The organism is Streptomyces davaonensis JCM 4913, from assembly GCF_000349325.1.
Taxonomy (GTDB): Bacteria; Actinomycetota; Actinomycetes; order Streptomycetales; family Streptomycetaceae; genus Streptomyces; species Streptomyces davaonensis.
Genome location: NC_020504.1, coordinates 1,565,024 through 1,583,531, shown reverse-complemented (window position 1 = coordinate 1,583,531; position 18,508 = coordinate 1,565,024). Strand labels below are relative to the sequence as shown.

Sequence of the window (18,508 nt, the reverse complement as noted above, 5' to 3'; positions counted from 1 at the left end):
GCATGCCTGCTGCCGTGCGCTTCGGCGTCAACTACACCCCGAGCGTCGGGTGGTTCCACCACTGGCTCGACTTCGACCTGGACGCCGTGCGCGCCGACCTCGACTCGATCGCCGCGCTGGGCCTGGACCACGTCCGGGTGTTCCCGCTGTGGCCCTACTTCCAGCCCAACCGCGCCCTGATCCGGGAACGGGCCGTCGCCGATCTCGTACGGCTCGCCGACGCCGCCGCCGAACGAGGCCTCGACGTCAACGTCGACGGACTGCAAGGCCACTTGAGCAGCTTCGACTTCCTGCCCGCCTGGACCCGCACCTGGCACCGGCGCAACCTCTTCACCGACCCCGACGTACTCGACGGCCAGGCCGCCTACCTGCGCACCCTCGCCGCGGCCCTCGCCGACAGGCCCAACTTCATCGGCATGACCCTCGGCAACGAGGTCAACCAGTTCGCCGCCGGCCCCCACCCCGACCCCGACCGGGCGACCGGCGCGCAGATCGACGCCTGGCTGGAACGGATGCTCGCCGCCTGCGAGGAGGGCGCCCCCGGCCGCCTCCACCTGCACGCCGAGTACGACGCCACCTGGTACCAGGACGACCAGCCCTTCACCCCGGCCCAGGCCGCCCGCCTGGGCGCGGTCACCGCCGTGCACTCCTGGGTGTTCAACGGCACCGCCCAGCGGCATGGCCGCATCTCCGTGCCCACCGAGCACCACGCCGCGTATCTCGTCGAGCTGAGCAAGGCATGGGCGGACGACCCGCACCGGCCGGTCTGGCTCCAGGAGGTCGGCGCCCCTGCCCCGCTGATCCCGGCCGAGCACGCCGCCGCCTTCACCGAGGCGACGGTCACGAACGCCCTGGACTGCCCCGACCTGTGGGGCATCACCTGGTGGTGCTCCCACGACGTGTCCCGGCAGCTCGCGGACTTCCCTGAACTGGAGTACGGACTGGGTCTGTTGACCAGCGAGCGGGTGCCGAAGGACACGGCCCGTGTGCTGGCGGACGCGGCGGCGCGGAAACCGGGCCCGGCCGCCGCGCGCACCACCGCACTCGTCGTTCCCGCCGACCCCTTCGCCCGTTCCCGGTGCGCGCCGGGCGGGCCGGTCTTCGACGCGTACTTCCGGCTGGCCGCCGACGGCGTCCGGCCCACGACCGTTCTCGACATCCGCGCCGACGACCAGGACCATCTCGCGGCGCGCGGCATCACCGAAGTGGTCACTCCCGACCAGGTACTCCCCAACCCCCAAGGAGGCACCCGCTCGTGAAACCCACCCGACGCACGGTCCTGATCGCCGGGGCCGCGGCAGCCCTCACCCCCACGCTCCCGGCCGCCGCGGCGCGAAAGGCCGCCGCCACCCCGCCGTACGCCTCCTACTGGTACCCGGACTCGCTGCCCTCCGGCACCCCCGGCACCGGGATCACCTGGCGCAGCCTCAAGGCGTGGCGGGCTGCCGACGACGCCGACCTCGCCTTCAACGCCGCGTCCGTCCCGCTCGCCGCCCGGTTCACCCCGGCGCCGGTGAACACGACCGCCCGCTCGGGCCAGGCCCGAATCCAGTCCCTGGTCTCCTTCGGACCCACCTCCAGCAACCCCTCCCAGGGCGCGGCCACCGCCGACTACTACGCCCTCACCCACTGGTCCTACATCGACGAGCTGGTGTTCTGGGGCGGCTCCTCGGGCGAGGGGCTGATCCTCGCGCCCAACGCGCCGATCGTGGACGCCGCCCACCGCCACGGCGTGCCCGTGCTCGGCAACATCTTCCTGCCGCCGGTGGCCTACGGCGGGCAGTTGCAGTGGACGCGAGACCTGGTGCAGAAGGACTCCGCCGGGCGCTATCCGCTGGCTGCTCAACTCGTCGCCGTGGCACGGGCGTACGGATTCGACGGCTGGTTCGTCAACGCCGAGACCAGCGGCGGCAACGCGGCCCTCGCCACCGACATGCTCGGCTTCCTGCGCGAGCTGAAGTCCCGGGCGGCGGCCGTCGGACAGCGGGTGACCTGGTACGACTCGATGACCGTGAACGGCACGGTGAGCTGGCAGGGGGCGCTCAACGCGCAGAACCAGCCGTTCTTCGAGCGCGCCGACGACATGTTCGTCGACTTCCGGTGGTCCGCGAGCGGCCTGGCGTCCTCGGGGCAGCGGGCCGAGCAGATCGGGCGCAGCCGCTACGAGCTGTGGGCGGGCGTCGATGTGGAGGCGAGCGGCTGGAACAAGTCCGTGAACTGGGACGCGATGGTGCCGAGGGATCGGGCGCATGTGGTGTCGGTCGGTTTCTACCGGCCCGAGTGGACGCGCAACCACCTGCCCGCAGGCCGTACGCCGGGGGAGTTCCATGCCGCCGACGACCGGTTCTGGAGCGGGCGGTCGCTGGATCCGGCGCGGCCGGACGCCACGGATGCCTGGCGGGCGCCGGCCGTGTCGGTGGCGGACCGGTCGACGGTGACGTCGGTGCCGTTCGCGAGTGTGTTCAACACGGGGCACGGGCTGCGCTGGTACGAGGGGGGTGTGGTTGGCTCGGACGCGCCCTGGAACCACCTCGGGTTGCAGGACCGGCTGCCGTCGCGGCGCTGGGTCGTGCACACCTCCGGCACCCGGCCCGCTGTGAACTTCGATTTCGCGGACGCCTGGTGCGGCGGCAGCAGTGTGCTCGTCGACGGTGAACTGACCGCGCCGACCGTGCTGGATGTGTACGCGACCCGGCTGGCGGTGGGTGTTGACACGGTTGTCGAGCTGACCCACCGGACCGACGGGGCCGACGCGGGCGCTGTGAACGTCGAGCTGGCCGTCGCCACCGCCGAGCCCGGCACTCCGGGGTCGACACCGCCGTACACCTATTTCCCTGTGAACTCGGTCAACAGCTGGCAGACGGCGACCGTACGGCTCACGGGGCTGACCGGCACGATACGGGCGATCGGGGTCCGGCTCACCCCGGTCGGTGGCAGCGTCGGCACGGTGCGCTGGCGGCTCGGCGGGCTGGCCGTGCGGTCCGGGGCGGCCGGTACGCCCGCCGCTCCCTCCGGACTGCGCGTCACCGGTGCTAGCGGCGGCGATCTGCGCCTCGTCTGGAACCCCGCGCCCGGCGCCGTACGCCACTACACCCTGCACCGCCTCCTCCCCGACGGCACCCGGCGCTTCCTCGGCGGCACCTGCCAGCGCGCGTACTTCGTGGCGGGGCTGCGGCCCGAGCAGGGGGAGACGGCCGCGCGGTTCGAAGTGCGCGCGGTAGGGGAGCTGTACACCACATCAGCCCCCGCGACCGTGACCCACTCCTGGTGACCGCCCGCGACCGTCACCACCGCCGGTAACCCCCACGCACATCCGGACGACCTACGGAGCACCCCGCATGCATGACGACCGCAGCCTGGTCGAAGCCCGCCTCAAGCGCGTCCTCGACGAGCGCATCCGACCCGCCGTGTACCCCGAATCCGTACCGCTGGAGGTGGCGGTGTGGCACGCGCCCGGCGAGCCCGTGCCGGTGGCCGAGGGACTCGCGGCCGAACCCGAGCCGATCGAGGTGGGCGCCCGCTGGGGTGCTCCGTGGGGCACCAGCTGGTTCCGGGTCACCGGAACCGTCCCCGAGGCCTGGGTCGGCCGGACCGTCGAGGCCCTGCTGGATCTCGGCTTCGACGAGAACATGCCCGGCTTCCAGTGCGAGGGCCTGGTCTACCGGCCCGACGGCATCCCGGTGAAGGGCCTCAACCCGCGCAACCAGTGGGTGCGGATCGGCGCGCCCGTGGTGGGCGGCGAGGAGGTACGGCTGCACATCGAGGCCGCCTCCAACCCCGTCATCCTCGACTACCACCCCTTCCTGCCAACCCAGTTGGGGGACAAGGAGACCGCGGGCAGCGAACCGCAGTACCGGCTCGCCCGGATGGATCTCGCCGTCCTCGACGAGACGGTGTGGGAACTGGTGCTCGACCTGGAGGTGCTCGGCGAGCTGATGGCCGAGCTGCCCGTGGACTCCGCGCGCCGCTGGGAGATCCTGCGGGCGGTGGAGAAGGCGCTGGACGCCGTCGACCTTCAGGACGTGAACGGCACGGCGGCGCAGGCGCGGGCGCGGCTGGAGACGGTGCTGTCCGAGCCCGCCGTGCCCACCGCCCACCGGATCAGCGCCGTCGGGCACGCGCACATCGACTCGGCGTGGCTGTGGCCGCTGCGCGAGACGGTCCGCAAGGTGGCCCGCACCACCGCGAACATGACCGCGCTGCTGGAGGACGAGCCCGAGTTCGTGTTCACCATGTCCCAGGCCCAGCAGTGGGCGTGGGTGAAGGAGCACCGGCCCGAGGTGTGGGCCCGGGTGAAGAAGGCGGTGGCGGACGGGCGGTTCGTGCCGGCCGGCGGGATGTGGGTGGAGTCGGACACCAACATGCCGGGCTCGGAGGCGATGGCCCGGCAGTTCGTGCACGGCAAGCGGTTCTTCCTCGACGAGTTCGGCATCGAGAACGACGAGGCGTGGCTGCCCGACACCTTCGGCTTCGCCGCCGGACTCCCGCAGATCATCAAGGCGGCCGGGGCCAAGTGGCTGCTGACCCAGAAGATCTCCTGGTCGCAGACGAACAAGTTCCCCCACCACACCTTCACCTGGGAAGGCATCGACGGCACCCGGATCTTCACCCACTTCCCGCCCGTCGACACCTACAACTGCTCCATGAAGGGCAGCGAAATCGCCCACGCCGCCCGGAACTTCAAGGACAAGGGCGTCGCCCGGCACTCCCTCGCGCCCACCGGCTGGGGCGACGGAGGCGGCGGCACCACCCGTGAGATGGTCGCCAAGGCGGCCCGGCTGCGCGACCTCGAAGGCTCGGCGACCGTGGTGTGGGAGACCCCGGCGGAGTTCTTCGCCAAGGCCGAGGCCGAGTACCCGAATCCACCGGTCTGGGTCGGCGAGCTCTACCTCGAACTCCACCGCGCCACCCTCACCAGCCAGGCCAGGACCAAACAGGGCAACCGGCGCAGCGAACACCTCCTGCGCGAGGCCGAACTCTGGGCGGCGACGGCGGCCGTACGGACCGGATTCCCTTATCCGTACGAGGAGTTGGACCGCTTCTGGAAGACGGTGCTGCTGCACCAGTTCCACGACATCCTGCCCGGCTCGTCCATCGCATGGGTGCACCGGGAGGCGCGTGCGACGTACGACCGGCTGGCGGACGAACTGACGGCGATCATCGACGCGGCCCAGCGGGCCCTCGCCGGTGACGGCTCGACCACGCTGGTCTTCAACTCCGCCCCGCACATCCGCGAAGGCGTTCCGGCGGGCGGTGCGCGGACCCCGGTCACCGAGGGCCGGACCACCGTCTCCGGGCGCCGAGACGGCGGACACGTCCTCGACAACGGCCTGCTCCGGGTCGAGATCGACGCCCGGGGCCTGGTCGTCTCCGCCTACGACCATGACGCCGACCGCGAGACCATCGCCCCCGGACGCGCCGGGAACCTCCTCCAACTCCACCCGGACTTCCCGAACATGTGGGACGCCTGGGACGTCGATGAGTTCTACCGCAACACGGTCACCGACCTCACCGACGTGGACGACATCGCCCTCGAGGGTGACGGGGTGCGCATCACCCGGTCCTTCGGCGGCTCCCGGATCACCCAACTGCTGTCCCTCGCACCAGGGGAGCGGCGGCTGCTGATCGACACGGAGGTGGACTGGCACGAGACGGAGAAGTTCCTCAAGCTCGCCTTCCCGCTCGACGTGCACGCCGAACGGTACGCGTCCGAGACCCAGTTCGGGCACTTCCACCGGCCCACGCACACCAACACCTCCTGGGAGGCGGCCAAGTTCGAGGCGTGCAACCACCGGTTCGTGCACGTGGAGGAGCCGGGTTGGGGCGTCGCGATCGTCAACGACTCGACGTACGGCCACGACGTGACCCGCACGGTCCGCACCGACGGCGACCGCGGCACGACCACGACGGTTCGCGTCTCCCTGCTCCGGGCCCCCCGCTTCCCGGACCCGGAGACCGACCAGGGCGTCCACCGCTTCCGCCACGCCCTGGTGCCGGGCGCGGGCATCGGCGACGCGGTCCGCGAGGGCTGGCGGATCAACCTGCCCGAGCGACGGCTCACCGGCACCGGCGAGGTCGCCCCGCTGGTCGGCGTCGACCGGGACGCGGTCGTCATCACCGCGGTCAAACTCGCCGACGACGGCAGCGGGGACGTGGTCGTACGGTTCCACGAGGCCCACGGCGGCCGCTGCCGCGCGAGGCTGACCGCCGGGTTCGAGGTCGCGGACGTCGTCGCCACCGACCTGCTGGAGCGCCCGCTCGACGACAGCCCTGTGGAGCGCGACGGCAACGGTGTCGCCGTACGACTGCGGCCGTTCGAGCTGGTGACGTTGCGGTTCAGGAGGGCGTGACGACGGAACGGGTGTGGCGGGGGCCAACTGTTGTTCCATCAGGGACGGTTGACAGTTGTGTGGTTTGTGAAGTGTGGCAACTCGGTCGCCGCACGAAGGTGTGACTGCCACACTGGACGCGCCACGGCCCCCTCCCGCCCGCTGCGAGGGGCCCGCACGGGGAGGGCTCATGTCCGCAGAGTTGAGTGTCGTCGCGCTCGGACACGAGGAGGCGGCCGCCGCGCAGCCCTGGCAACTGGAGGCGCTGCGCGAGGACCTGCTGACGCTTGACGTCGACCGGGTCGGGCCGTTGGAGTCCGGCGTGGCTCCGCCCAACAGCCGCTCCGGACTCGTCGAGGCGCTGGGCGCGCTGCTGGTCGTCCTGCAACCGTCGCTGCCCTTGCTGGAGGGCACCCTCGCCGTCGTCCGAGAGTGGATGGCCCGGACCGAATCCGGGACCGTCGTGCTGGAGATAGACGGTAACCGGCTTGAGGTCACCGGCGTCGACAGCGCGGAACAGCGACGGCTGGCCGACGCCTGGCTCGCGGTGGTGACGGCAGACCGGTCATGAGAGAGCGCAGACGCCACGCGCTGCTGGTCGCCACGAGCTCGTACGAGGACCCGAGCCTGCGCGCTCTGTGGGCACCGATTCGGGATGCGACCGATCTCGCCCGGATTCTGGGCGATCCGGCGATCGGTGCGTTCACCGTTGAGGTGCTGAACGACGTCGGTGCGCACGAACTTCGCCGAGGGGTGGAGGACTTCTTTGCCGACTGCTCGGTCTCGGACACGCTCCTGTTGCACTTCGCCTGTCACGGGCTGAAGGACGAAGGCGGGAAGCTCTTCCTCGCCGCCAGGGACACCGTCCGAACCCGGCTGGAGTCGACGGCGATTCCGGCTGAGTACGTCAGCCGGTTGATGCTGCGCAGCAGGGCCGGGCGGGCCGCGGTGATGCTGGACTGCTGTTACGCCGGAGCGTTCGAGCGGGGCCTTTTCAACCGAGCCGACCCCGACGTGCACGTGGAGGACAACTTCAGCGCTCTGGAGCGTTCCGACGGCGAGCGCGGCCGGGCGGTGCTCACCGCGTCGAGCGCCGTGGAGTACGCCTTCGAGGGCAGCCGCATGGTGCCGAGCGCGGTAGCAGGGTCGACCATGGGCGCCGGGGTCGCCGAAGGGGAGCCAGGGCCGTCCCTGTTCACCGGCGCGCTCGTCGAAGGGCTGCGGACCGGCGAAGCCGACCTGGGCGGAGACGGTGCGGTCGGCCTGGCGGAGCTGGCGGAGTACATCGGTGGCCGCGTCCGCGCGGTCACCCCGCACCAGAACCCGCAACTGTGGATGTTCGGCGCGTACGGCGACCTCACCATCGCCCGCTCGGTCCGGCGCCCGGCTACGGTGGCCCTGCCGATGGGCGCCGAAGTCCGGGCGGAGCCTGACCCGTTGGAGCAGCGGCTCCGAAGCGTGGCCGACCTGCGGGCCTCGCTGGACGGGCCGGACGTGTCCCGGGCGCTGGCCGCCCTCGCCGAACTGCGGAGACTCGCCCGTGACGAGAGCGGGAGAGTGCGTGAGGCGGCGCTGGAGGCCGGCGCCGCCGCGGCTCCGCGGACCACCACCGCCCACTGGGACCTTGGCGTGATCCCGGTCGGCCGACCGGGGCCGGAGTCCGGCATACCGGTGTTCGGGCCCCCGGTGGTGCAGGCGACCCTGGAACTCTCCTCGGACAGTGAATGGTTGCGGATACGACCGACCGTTGAAGGGATGGCGCTGTCAGCGCTGACCCGGGAACCGGGCGTTTATGAAGGCCACGTGATCGTGCGTGCCGCGACGGGAGAGTGCGAGCTGACGGTGTCCGTGACGACCTACGCGGAGACCGTCGCAGACGTCCCGGCCACGGATGTCCCCGTGCCTGCCGTCACCTTGCTGGGGCCTGAACCGTCCACCGCACGTCCGGTCGGCCGACGTCTGCTCGTCCGGGCGCATGCCGCCGTGGCCGCACTCGGTGCGGGTACGGTCCTGACCCTCGGGATCCGCGCGGCTCTCGTCCCCGGCCGGCAGTTCACCGGCGCTCACGTCATCCTCGCGGCCGTCACCGTTCTGTACCTGATGGCCCCCGCTCTGATTCCGCTCATCGGGCGCACACGCCTGCCTCGGCTCTCCCCAAGGGGGCAGCTGCTCCATGGCGTTGCCGCCCTGTCGACCGTGGGCGTGGTCGTCGTGGCATTACTGCTCGGCCGTCCCGCCGACGGGACCTTGGCGCGCTACGATCGGCCGCGCGGAGACATTCTGGTCGAGGACGAGCCCATCACCGGCTCGAAGGACACCGGCGGCAAGCAGCGCTACCAGCGCACCTATTCCGACGGCCAACTGTACGCGGCCGTCTCCGGTTACGCCTCGCAGGCATTCGGCACCTCACTGCTCGAACAGGTCGAGGACGAGGTGCTCACGGCCACCCGCACCAGCCAGAGGACCGGCCAGGATGTCGCCACCACCATCAACGCATCCGCGCAGAAGGCGGCCTTCAGCGCTCTGGGCGACCGCGAGGGCGCCGTCGTTGCGCTCGATCCTCGCACCGGCGCCATCCTGGCCCTGGTCTCGACGCCGTCGTACGACCCCTCGACCTTCGCCGGCGCCTCGCCCGAGCATGACGATGCCTGGAAGAAGCTACAGAACGACAAGAAGCAGCCGATGCTCAATCGGGCGTTGCGGCAGACATATCCGCCGGGATCCACGTTCAAAGTGGTCACCGCCGCCGCGGCGCTTGAGAACGACCTGTACACGTCCATCGAGGACCGGACCAACACTCCCTCTCCGTGGACCCTGCCCGAGACCACCACCCAGTTGAGCAACGAGACGGACGCACCTTGCGAGAACGCGTCCCTGAAGGACGCCTTGCGGCACTCCTGCAACACCGTCTTCGGCAAGATCGGTTTCGACCTCGGCAGCGACAAGGTGCTCGCGCAGGCAGAGGAGTTCGGCTTCAACGCCGAACATCTGGTGCCGCTCCGCGCGGTGGAGTCCATCTACCCCGAGAAGACGAGCCCTTCGCAGAACGCCCTCAGCGCTATCGGGCAGTACAACACCCGGGCCACTCCGCTCGAGATGGCGATGGTGGCGGCGGCCGTCGCCAATGACGGCACGCTGATGCGACCGTACCTGGTGCGGGCGGCCCCCGCCGACGGCGATGCCACCGAACCAAAGGTGTTGAGTCGGCCCACCTCCGAGGCCACTGCTCGCAAGCTGCAACAGATGATGCGGGCAGTTGTCGACAGCGGCACCGGAACCGATGCCGCCATCAGGGACGTCGAGGTCGGGGGCAAACCCGGCACGGCTCAGTCGGTCGACAGCGAGAGCGCATACGCGTGGTTCATCTCGTATGCGAAGGCGGAGTCCGCGTCGAACGCTTCCGTCGCGGTCGCGGTTGTCGTGCAGGACGATGAGGCCGACGGAGCGGCCGCGCCCATCGCGCGAAAGGTGATGGAAGCGGTTCTCGACTAACACGCTGCCGCTAGGACTCCAACTGCGCCCGCAACCACTCCTCCACCTCCCCCACATGCGCCGCCGCCGCAGCCCGCGCCGCCTCGGGATCGCGGGCGACCAACGCCCGATGGATCGCGGCGTGCTCGCGGCGGGTGCGGGTGAACGCGCCCTCCTCCTGGTAGCCCCGCCAGACCCGGGCCCGGAAGGTGCGCGAGGACAGGCCCTCCAGGATTGCGGCCATCGTGTCGTTGCCCGCGGCCGCCGCGATCTCGCGGTGGAAGGCGAGGTCGTGGGCGAGGATCTGTTCCGGGTCGTCGGTGGCGTTCATGGCCTTCAAGTGCCGTTCGACCTCGGCGAGTTGGTCGGGCGTGATGCGCGCCGCCGCCAGCGCCGTCGCCGTTGACTCCAGGATGCGGCGCACCTCCAGCAGCTCCACCAGACCCGGCCCCCGGGACAGATCCGCGACCACGCCGAAGGTCTCCAGGAGGTCGCCCGCCTCCAGCCGCGTGACGTAGATGCCGGAGCCGTGCCTGGCCTCCAGTACCCCCATCACGGTGAGCGCCCGGATCGCCTCGCGCATCGAACTGCGGGAGATGCCGAGCTGTGCCGCGAGATCACGCTCGGTCGGCAACCGCTGGCCCGGCTCCAGGCTTCCCTCACCGATCAGCGCCTTGATCCGCTCGATGGCGCGCTGCGTCACGGTGCCCTTCTGCGGGGCCGTCTCCTCGTCCACGCGCTTCCTCCACTCGCCGGATGAGCCGAAGTGTAACCACCGAAGTGGTCCGACCACTCGGGGAGATTTCCAGGAAATTCGCTGTCGAAGGGTGTTCCGTCGCGAGAGTGGTCTGATAAGTATGCCGTCATCTGCTCGTACACCCTCAACGAGGAGCCGCCCGATGCCCGGCAGGACAGTGCGCAAGCGGAACAGAATCCGGATGATCGGCCTGGCCACGAGCACCGCGCTCGCGCTGGCCGCCTGCGGCAGCACCAAGGACAGCGCCGGATCCGCCGGTGGAGGCGGAGCCGGTGGCGGGGACGGGACCGGCAAGGTCGGCGTGATCCTTCCGCTGCTCACCTCGCCCTTCTGGCAGTCGTACAACGACTACGTGCCGAAGATGGCGAAGTCCGAGGACGTCGACGCGATGAAGACCGTCAACTCCAACAGTGACCCCTCCCAGCAGATCACCGACATCAACAACACCCTGAACCAGGGCGTGAAGGGCCTCGTCGTCGCCCCGCTGGACAGCGCCGCCATCGAGGCGGGCCTGGACCAGGCCGAACGCAAGGGCGTTCCGGTCGTCGCCGTGGACGTCGCCCCCGACCAGGGCAAGGTCGCCATGGTGGTGCGGGCCGACAATGTGGCGTACGGGGAGAAGGCCTGCCAGTACCTCGGCGAGCAGATACCGTCCGGCAAGGTCGTGCAGATCATGGGCGATCTGGCCTCGGTCAACGGCCGTGACCGCTCCGAGGCGTTCCGCGCCTGCGTGAAGAAGAACTTCCCCAAGCTGAAGGTGCTGGAGATCCCCGCCAAGTGGGAGTCCGACACGGCCGCCGCGAAGCTCGACACCCTGCTGAACGCCAACCCCGACGTCAAGGGCATCTACATGCAGGCCGGCGGCGTCTATCTCGCGCCCACCCTCCAGACCCTCAAGTCCAAGGGCATGCTGAAGAAGGCCGGTCAGGCGGGCCACATCGCCATCGTCTCCAACGACGGCATCCCGCAGGAGTACGACGCCATCCGCAAGGGCGAGATCGACGCCACCGTCTCCCAGCCCGCCGACCTGTACGCCAAGTACGGCATGTACTACATCAAGGCCGCGATGCAGGGGAAGACGTTCAAGCCCGGCCCCACCGACCACGACTCCACCATCGTCGAACTGCCGAGCGGCAACCTGGAGGACCAGCTGCCCGCGCCGCTGGTCACCAAGGAGAACGTCGACGACCCCGAGCTGTGGGGCAACACGGTCGGATGAGCACCCCACTTGTCGAGGCCCAGGGCATCGTCAAACGCTACGGCCCCACTACCGCCCTCGCCGACGGCCGCCTCACCGTCCTGCCCGGCGAGTCCCACGCCCTCGTCGGCCGCAACGGCGCCGGGAAGTCCACCCTGGTCACCGTCCTCACCGGACTCCAGGCCGCCGACCAGGGCGAGGTCCGCTTCGACGGCGAACCCGCCCCCGCCCTCGCCGACCGTGACGCCTGGCGCCGCAAGGTGGCCTGCGTCTACCAGAAGCCCACCGTCGTCCCCGAACTGACCGTCGCCGAGAACCTGTTCATCAACCGGCAGCCCCTCCACCACGGCCTCATCAGCTGGCGCCGGCTGCGCGCCGAGGCCGCCTCGCTCCTGGACACCTGGGACGTGCATGTCGACCCCGAGGCGCGCACCGGCGACCTCAAGGTCGAGGACCGTCAAATGGTGGAGATCGCCCGCGCGTTGAGCTTCGGAGCCCGCTTCATCATTCTCGACGAGCCCACCGCCCAGCTCGACAAGCGCGAGATCGAGCGGCTCTTCACCCGCATGCGGGCGCTCCAGCAGTCCGGTGTCACCTTCCTGTTCATCTCGCACCACCTCCAGGAGGTGTACGAGGTGTGCCAGACCGTCACCGTACTCAGGGACGCCCGCTGGATCGTCACCGCTCCCGTCGCCGAGATGCCGCGCGCGGCCCTGGTCGAGGCCATGGCCGGGGAGACCGTCGCCGAACAGGCCGTACACATAAGGGAGTCCGACGTCTCCACCTCGGTCCTGCTCGACGTCCGCGGCCTCACCTCCGACGCCTACCAGGACATCGACCTCACCGTCCGCCGCGGCGAGGTCGTCGGCCTCGCCGGGATCAGCGGCAGCGGCAAGACCGAGCTGGCCGAGTCGCTCGTGGGACTGCACAGCCCCACGAGTGGGACGGTCCAACTGGACGGTGAACAGCTCCCGTTCGGCGATGTACGGGCGGCCCTGGAGGCCGGGGTCGGTTTCGTCCCGCGCGACCGGCACGCCCAGGGACTGGTCTTCGGCATGACCATCGGCGACAACGCCACCCTGAGCGTCCTGGACCGGCTCGGCCGCTTCGGCTTCGTCCGCACCGACCGCAGACGCGACTTCGCCGCCGGGCTGATCGACCGCCTCGACATCCATGCCGAGGGCCCCGACCAGCCCGTCTCCGATCTGTCCGGCGGCAACGCGCAGAAGGTCGTGATGGCCCGCGCCCTCGCCTCCGAGCCGCGCCTGCTGGTCCTGATCAACCCCACCGCGGGCGTCGACGTGAAGTCGAAGGAGTCCCTGCTCGCCCGCGTCGACACGGCCCGCGACGACGGGACCGCCGTACTCGTCGTCTCCGACGAACTCGACGATCTGCGCCGCTGCGACCGGGTCCTGGTCCTCTTCCACGGCCGGGTGGTCGCCGAGCACCCGGCGGGCTGGCAGGACCGCGAGCTGATCGCCTCCATCGAAGGAGTGGACCATGGCGGAGGAGTGGACCATGGCTGACACGAAAGCCGTGCCCATGAAAGACATGAAAGAGCCGGCGACCGTGGAGCCCGACACCCGCTCCGCACGCACCGTGCTGCTCCGCCGGGCCCGTGAACTCGCCCTGCTGCCAGCCCTGTTGGCCGTCGTCGTGATCGGCGCCTTCGTCAACGACTCGTTCCTCACCGAGAACAACATCATCTCCATCCTCGGCTCCTCGGCCGCGCTGGCGATGGTCGTCCTCGCCGAGGCACTGGTCCTGATCACCGGCAAGTTCGACCTGTCCCTGGAGTCCGTCGTCGGCATCGCCCCCGCGATCGGCGCGCTGCTCGTCCTCCCGGCGGCGCAGGCGGGCTTCGGCACCGAACTGCCCACGGGCCTGGCGATGGTGGCGATCGTGCTGGTCGGTGCCGCGATCGGCCTGTTCAACGGGCTGCTGGTGGTGAAGCTGAAGCTCAACGCCTTCATCGTCACCCTCGCGATGCTGATCATCCTGCGCGGCGTCCTGGTCGGCGCGACCAAGGGCAAGACGCTCTTCGACATGCCGGACGCCTTCTTCTCCCTGGCCACCACCACCTTCCTGCGCGTCCCGCTCTCGGCATGGGTGGCCGGGCTCTCCTTCGCCGTGGTCGGCGCCTTCCTCCGCTACCACCGCCTCGGCCGCTCCCTCTACGCCATCGGCGGCAACCCCGACGCCGCCCGCGCGGCCGGTATCCGCGTGGACCGCGTGATGCTCGGCGTGTTCGTCACCGCCGGACTGCTGGCGGCGGTCGGCGGCATCATGAAGACCGGCTACGTCGGCGCCATCAACGCCAACCAGGGCCAGAACATGATCTTCACGGTGTTCGCGGCCGCGGTGATCGGCGGGATCAGCCTCGACGGCGGCAAGGGCACCATGTTCGGCGCCCTGACCGGCGTACTGCTGCTCGGCACCGTCGACAACATGCTCACCCTCGCCCAGGTGCAGCCGTACTGGATCCAGGCCATCTACGGCGGAATCATCCTGCTCGCCCTCATGATCGCCCGGCTGACCACGGGCCGCGCCCAGGACTGACCCCCTGCTCCCGAGCGAAAGGCACTCCGTGTCCCCAACCCCTGCCCGCATCACGGCGGTAGACACCTACGACATCCGCTTCCCCACCTCGCGCGAGCTCGACGGCTCCGACGCGATGAACCCGGACCCCGACTACTCGGCCGCCTATGTGGTGCTGCGCACCGACGCGCCCGACGGACCCGAGGGGCACGGCTTCACCTTCACCATCGGACGGGGCAACGAGGTCCAGGTCGCCGCGATCGCAGCACTGCGCGGGCATGTCGTCGGACGGGACGTCGATGAACTGTGCGCCGATCCGGGGACGTTGAACCGCGCCCTGATCGGCGACAGCCAACTGCGTTGGCTGGGCCCCGAGAAGGGCGTGATGCACATGGCGATCGGCGCGGTCGTCAACGCCGTCTGGGACCTGGCCGCCAAGCGCGCCGGGAAGCCGCTCTGGCAACTCCTCGCCGACGCCGAACCGGAGTGGATCGTCAGCCAGATCGACTTCCGGTATCTGACCGACGCGCTGACGCCCGAGGAGGCCTTGGAGATCCTTCACCGGGGACGCGAGGGCGCCGCCGAACGCTCCACAGCCCTGCGAGCCAAGGGCTACCCCGCCTACACCACCTCCGCCGGCTGGCTCGGCTATGACGACGACAAGCTCACCCGGCTCGCCGCCCAGGCCGTCGCGGACGGCTTCCGGCAGATCAAGCTCAAGGTCGGCGCCGACCTCGACGACGACATCCGGCGCTGCCGGGTCGCCCGCTCGGTCGTCGGCCCGGACGTCCGCCTCGCCATCGACGCCAACCAGCGCTGGGACGTCCCCGAGGCGATCCGCTGGACCAACGCGCTCGCCGAGTTCGACCCGTACTGGATCGAGGAGCCCACCAGCCCCGACGACGTCCTCGGCCACGCGGCCGTCCGCAAGGCCGTCGCCCCCGTCAAGGTCGCCACCGGTGAACACGTCCACAACCGGGTCGTGTTCAAGCAACTGCTCCAGGCGTGCGCCCTCGACATCGTCCAGATCGACGCGGCCCGCGTCGGCGGCGTCAACGAGAACCTCGCCATCCTGCTGCTCGCGGCCAAGTTCGGCGTCCCGGTCTGCCCGCACGCCGGCGGGGTCGGCCTGTGTGAACTCGTTCAGCACCTGTCGATGTTCGACTACGTCGCGGTCACCGGCACCACCGAGAACCGGGTCATCGAGTACGTCGATCATCTGCACGACCACTTCCTCGACCCGGTGGTGATCCGCGAGGGTCACTACACGGCACCCACCGCGCCGGGATTCTCGGCGGCCATGCGCCCCGAGTCGATCGCGCGGTACACCTTCCCGGACGGCGCCTTCTGGGCCGCCGACCTGGCCGACCCGGACGAGAAGAAGGGGCACGCGGCATGAGCGACTTCGAGGGACTCAAAGCCCTGGTGACAGGAGGCGCCTCCGGCATCGGCCGGGCCACGGCAGAACTCCTCGCCGCGCGCGGCGCCCAGGTCGCCGTCCTCGACCTCGACCCCGCCTCCGTCGACAAGCCGCTCCTCGCGTACCGGGCCGACGTCAGCGACGACACCTCCGTCCGGGAGGCCGTCGCCGCCGCCGTCGCCGACCTCGACGGCCTTGACGTGCTGATCAACAACGCGGGCATCGGCGCCCTGGGCACCGTCGAGGACAACGACGACGCCGAATGGCACCGCGTCCTCGACGTCAACGTCGTCGGCATGGTCCGCACGACCCGCGCCGCCCTCCACCACCTGCGCCGGTCGCGGCACGCGGCGATCGTCAACACCTGCTCCATCGCCGCCACCGCCGGGCTGCCGCAGCGCGCCCTGTACAGCGCGACCAAGGGCGCCGTGTACTCGCTCACCCTCGCCATGGCCGCCGACCACGTCCGCGAGAGCATCCGCGTGAACTGCGTCAACCCCGGTACGGCGGACACCCCGTGGATCGGCCGCCTGCTCTCCAAGGCCCCCGACCCGGCCGCCGAACGCGCCGCCCTGGAGGCCCGCCAGCCCACCGGCCGACTGGTCTCAGCCGCCGAAGTCGCGGGCGCCATCGCGTACTTGGCGAGCCCATTGTCCGGTGCCACCACCGGCACCGCCCTCGCGGTCGACGGCGGCGTGCAGGGCCTGCGCCTCCGGCCGGTGAACCAGTGAACGGGCTCGGCCTCGGCGCCGCCGCCCTCGGCAACCTCTACACCGAGGTCACCGAGGAGCAGGCGCACGCGGCGGTCGACGCCGCCTGGGAGCGCGGCATCCGCTACTTCGACACCGCCCCGCACTACGGCCTCGGCCTCTCCGAGCGCCGCCTGGGCGCGGCCCTGCGCGAACGGCCCCGCGAGGAGTACCGGATCTCGACGAAGGTGGGCCGCCGCCTGGAGCCGTCCGACCGCGGCGGCGACGACCTGGCGCACGGCTTCGCCGTACCCGCCACCCACCACCGCGTCTGGGACTTCACCGCCGACGGCATACGGCGCACCCTGGACGCCAGTCTGGAACGACTCGGCCTCGACCGGGTGGACATCGTCTACCTCCACGACCCGGACGACCACGCCGAGGAGGCCTTCCGCGAGGGCTATCCGGCGCTGGAGCGACTGCGCTCCGAGGGCGTGGTCGGCGCGATAGGCGCCGGGATGAACCAGGCGGAGATGCTGACTCGCTTCGTCCGCGACACCGACGTCGACGTGGTGCTCTGCGCGGGCCGTTACACCCTGCTCGACCGCAGCGCGCTGAGTGAACTGCTGCCCACCGCCCAGGAACGGGGCGTGGACGTGGTGATCGGCGGGCCCTTCAACTCCGGGCTCCTGGCGGATCCGACACCCGGAGCGACGTACAACTACACCCAGGCATCCGACGTGTTGATCGAGCGCGCCCTGCGTCTGAAGGAGACCGCCGAACGTCACGGCATCCCCCTGCGCGCCGCCGCCCTGGCCTTCTGCGCGGCCCATCCGGCGGTCACCAGTGTCCTGGTGGGCGCGCGTTCCGCCGAGGAAGTGCACGACTGTGCCGAGCAGTTCGCGACACCGGTACCCGAGTCCTTCTGGCAGGAACTGCGCGATCTTCCCGAGGAGCCGTCATGAGAGTCGCCCTGCACACCAAGGTCCGCGCCGACCGCGTCGCCGAGTACGAGGCGGCCCATCGTGAGGTCCCGGCCGAGCTGACGGCCGCCATCCGAGCCGCAGGCGCCAGTTCCTGGACGATCTGGCGCAGCGGCACCGACCTGTTCCACGTCCTGGAGTGCGAGGACTACGCCCGTCTCCTCGCCGAACTGGAGCAACTCCCCGTCAACGTGGCCTGGCAGGCACGCATGGCCGAGTCGCTGGACGTCGTACACGACTACTCCGGCGCCGGTGCGGACGCCGGGCTGCCCCTCGTCTGGGAGCTGCCATGACGGTGGACGCACATGTGCACGTGTGGGACCTGTCCGTGCGGGACCAGGACTGGATCGCCCAAGGCAGCCCGATCCGCCGGGACTTCACGGTCGCCGACCTGGAGCAGGCGGCCCGCGCGTCCGGCGTCGACCGGGCGATCCTCGTCCAGACCGTCACCGTGCCCGAGGAGACGCCGGAGTTCCTGGCCCTGGCCGCCGCCCACGATCTCATCGCCGGGGTGGTCGGCTGGACCGACCTGACCGCACCGGGCGTGGCCGAGGAACTCGCCCGGCTGCGCGAACTCCCCGGCGGGCACCGCCTGAAGGGCATCCGCCACCAGGTCCAGGGCGAGCCGGACCCGCAATGGCTGCTGCGGCCGGACGTCCAGCGAGGACTGGCGGCCGTGGCCGACGCGGGACTGGTGTACGACCTGGTGGTCCTGCCCGACCAGCTCCCCGCCTGCGCCAAGGCCGCCGCCGCCCTGCCCGGACTCACCTTCGTCCTGGACCACTTGGGCAAACCCCCGGTCGCCTCCGGCGCCCTCGACCCCTGGGTGAGCGACCTGCGCGCCCTGGCCGCGCTGCCCAACACCGTCGCCAAGCTCTCCGGCCTGCTCACCGAGGCCGACCCCGCCTCCTGGAGCGTCGCGGGACTGCGCCCGTACGCCGACACGGCCCTCGACGCCTTCGGCCCGGACCGGCTGATGCACGGCTCGGACTGGCCGGTGTGCACCCAGGTCGCCCCTTATCGCCAAGTCATGGAGATATCGCGCGAGTTGACGGCCCGGCTCGACGAGACGGAGAAGGAGGCCGTCTTCTCACGCACCGCGTCCCGCGTCTACGGCGTGTGA

Annotated in this window: 14 protein-coding genes; 13 read left to right on the top strand and 1 reads right to left on the bottom strand. The window is 70.7% G+C overall.

Features of this window, described 5'->3' with window-relative positions; genetic code table 11:
* Nucleotides 1-2 precede the first annotated feature (2 nt).
* The 5 genes from BN159_RS07015 (at nt 3) to BN159_RS42770 (ending at nt 9,821) form a co-directional block, all read left to right on the top strand.
* Complete coding sequence (locus BN159_RS07015) at nt 3-1,259, top strand: glycoside hydrolase 5 family protein (protein WP_015656230.1); 1,257 nt, start codon at nt 3-5, stop codon at nt 1,257-1,259.
* Entirely contained in the window at nt 1,256-3,271 is a 2,016-nt protein-coding gene (locus BN159_RS07010; protein ID WP_015656229.1) for an endo-beta-N-acetylglucosaminidase, read from the top strand. The genes BN159_RS07015 and BN159_RS07010 overlap by 4 nt, the downstream gene beginning before the upstream one ends.
* A 67-nt stretch (nt 3,272-3,338) precedes the next feature.
* Nucleotides 3,339-6,350 (top strand): alpha-mannosidase, encoded by a 3,012-nt coding sequence (locus tag BN159_RS07005; RefSeq protein ID WP_015656228.1) that lies wholly within the window; start codon nt 3,339-3,341, stop codon nt 6,348-6,350.
* A gap of 169 nt (nt 6,351-6,519) precedes the next feature.
* Nucleotides 6,520-6,900, top strand: a complete 381-nt coding sequence (locus tag BN159_RS07000; protein ID WP_015656227.1) for a hypothetical protein — start codon at nt 6,520-6,522, stop codon at nt 6,898-6,900.
* Entirely contained in the window at nt 6,897-9,821 is a 2,925-nt protein-coding gene (locus BN159_RS42770) for a caspase, EACC1-associated type (RefSeq protein ID WP_015656226.1), read from the top strand. Before BN159_RS07000 ends, BN159_RS42770 begins: the two co-directional genes overlap by 4 nt.
* A 10-nt stretch (nt 9,822-9,831) precedes the next feature.
* Here BN159_RS42770 and BN159_RS06990 read toward each other — a convergent pair whose 3' ends face one another.
* Nucleotides 9,832-10,536: a FadR/GntR family transcriptional regulator gene (locus tag BN159_RS06990; RefSeq protein WP_015656225.1), complete on the bottom strand. Its 705-nt coding sequence runs from the start codon at nt 10,534-10,536 to the stop codon at nt 9,832-9,834.
* A 163-nt stretch (nt 10,537-10,699) separates the two neighbouring features.
* Between BN159_RS06990 and BN159_RS06985 the strand changes: the two genes are divergently transcribed.
* From BN159_RS06985 to BN159_RS06950, 8 genes are read left to right on the top strand one after another with little or no spacing between them, the layout of a single operon-like run.
* Entirely contained in the window at nt 10,700-11,776 is a 1,077-nt protein-coding gene (locus BN159_RS06985) for a sugar ABC transporter substrate-binding protein (protein ID WP_015656224.1), read from the top strand.
* The gene (locus BN159_RS06980; RefSeq protein WP_015656223.1) at nt 11,773-13,281 is read left to right on the top strand and encodes a sugar ABC transporter ATP-binding protein; all 1,509 of its coding nucleotides are present in this window, start codon (nt 11,773-11,775) and stop codon (nt 13,279-13,281) included. The genes BN159_RS06985 and BN159_RS06980 overlap by 4 nt, the downstream gene beginning before the upstream one ends.
* Nucleotides 13,274-14,314, top strand: coding sequence for an ABC transporter permease (locus BN159_RS06975; RefSeq protein ID WP_041820942.1), 1,041 nt, complete (start codon nt 13,274-13,276; stop codon nt 14,312-14,314). Before BN159_RS06980 ends, BN159_RS06975 begins: the two co-directional genes overlap by 8 nt.
* Before the next feature lie 28 nt (nt 14,315-14,342).
* The gene (locus BN159_RS06970; RefSeq protein ID WP_015656221.1) at nt 14,343-15,692 is read left to right on the top strand and encodes an L-fuconate dehydratase; all 1,350 of its coding nucleotides are present in this window, start codon (nt 14,343-14,345) and stop codon (nt 15,690-15,692) included.
* Complete coding sequence (locus BN159_RS06965) at nt 15,689-16,444, top strand: SDR family NAD(P)-dependent oxidoreductase (RefSeq protein WP_015656220.1); 756 nt, start codon at nt 15,689-15,691, stop codon at nt 16,442-16,444. The genes BN159_RS06970 and BN159_RS06965 overlap by 4 nt, the downstream gene beginning before the upstream one ends.
* On the top strand, nt 16,441-17,367 hold the full coding sequence (locus BN159_RS06960) for an aldo/keto reductase (protein WP_015656219.1): 927 nt from the start codon (nt 16,441-16,443) through the stop codon (nt 17,365-17,367). The genes BN159_RS06965 and BN159_RS06960 overlap by 4 nt, the downstream gene beginning before the upstream one ends.
* Entirely contained in the window at nt 17,364-17,678 is a 315-nt protein-coding gene (locus BN159_RS06955) for an L-rhamnose mutarotase (protein WP_015656218.1), read from the top strand. The genes BN159_RS06960 and BN159_RS06955 overlap by 4 nt, the downstream gene beginning before the upstream one ends.
* The gene (locus BN159_RS06950) at nt 17,675-18,508 is read left to right on the top strand and encodes an amidohydrolase family protein (protein WP_015656217.1); all 834 of its coding nucleotides are present in this window, start codon (nt 17,675-17,677) and stop codon (nt 18,506-18,508) included. The genes BN159_RS06955 and BN159_RS06950 overlap by 4 nt, the downstream gene beginning before the upstream one ends.

What these genes read in the sequence shown, in the direction of transcription:
- BN159_RS07015 (WP_015656230.1), top strand. Translation starts at nt 3, where the DNA reads ATGCCTGCTGCCGTGCGCTTCGGCGTCAACTACACCCCGAGCGTCGGG.
- BN159_RS07005 (WP_015656228.1), top strand. Translation starts at nt 3,339, where the DNA reads ATGCATGACGACCGCAGCCTGGTCGAAGCCCGCCTCAAGCGCGTCCTC.
- BN159_RS07000 (WP_015656227.1), top strand. Translation starts at nt 6,520, where the DNA reads ATGTCCGCAGAGTTGAGTGTCGTCGCGCTCGGACACGAGGAGGCGGCC.
- BN159_RS42770 (WP_015656226.1), top strand. Translation starts at nt 6,897, where the DNA reads ATGAGAGAGCGCAGACGCCACGCGCTGCTGGTCGCCACGAGCTCGTAC.
- BN159_RS06985 (WP_015656224.1), top strand. Translation starts at nt 10,700, where the DNA reads ATGCCCGGCAGGACAGTGCGCAAGCGGAACAGAATCCGGATGATCGGC.
- BN159_RS06980 (WP_015656223.1), top strand. Translation starts at nt 11,773, where the DNA reads ATGAGCACCCCACTTGTCGAGGCCCAGGGCATCGTCAAACGCTACGGC.
- BN159_RS06975 (WP_041820942.1), top strand. Translation starts at nt 13,274, where the DNA reads ATGGCTGACACGAAAGCCGTGCCCATGAAAGACATGAAAGAGCCGGCG.
- BN159_RS06965 (WP_015656220.1), top strand. Translation starts at nt 15,689, where the DNA reads ATGAGCGACTTCGAGGGACTCAAAGCCCTGGTGACAGGAGGCGCCTCC.
- BN159_RS06955 (WP_015656218.1), top strand. Translation starts at nt 17,364, where the DNA reads ATGAGAGTCGCCCTGCACACCAAGGTCCGCGCCGACCGCGTCGCCGAG.
- BN159_RS06950 (WP_015656217.1), top strand. Translation starts at nt 17,675, where the DNA reads ATGACGGTGGACGCACATGTGCACGTGTGGGACCTGTCCGTGCGGGAC.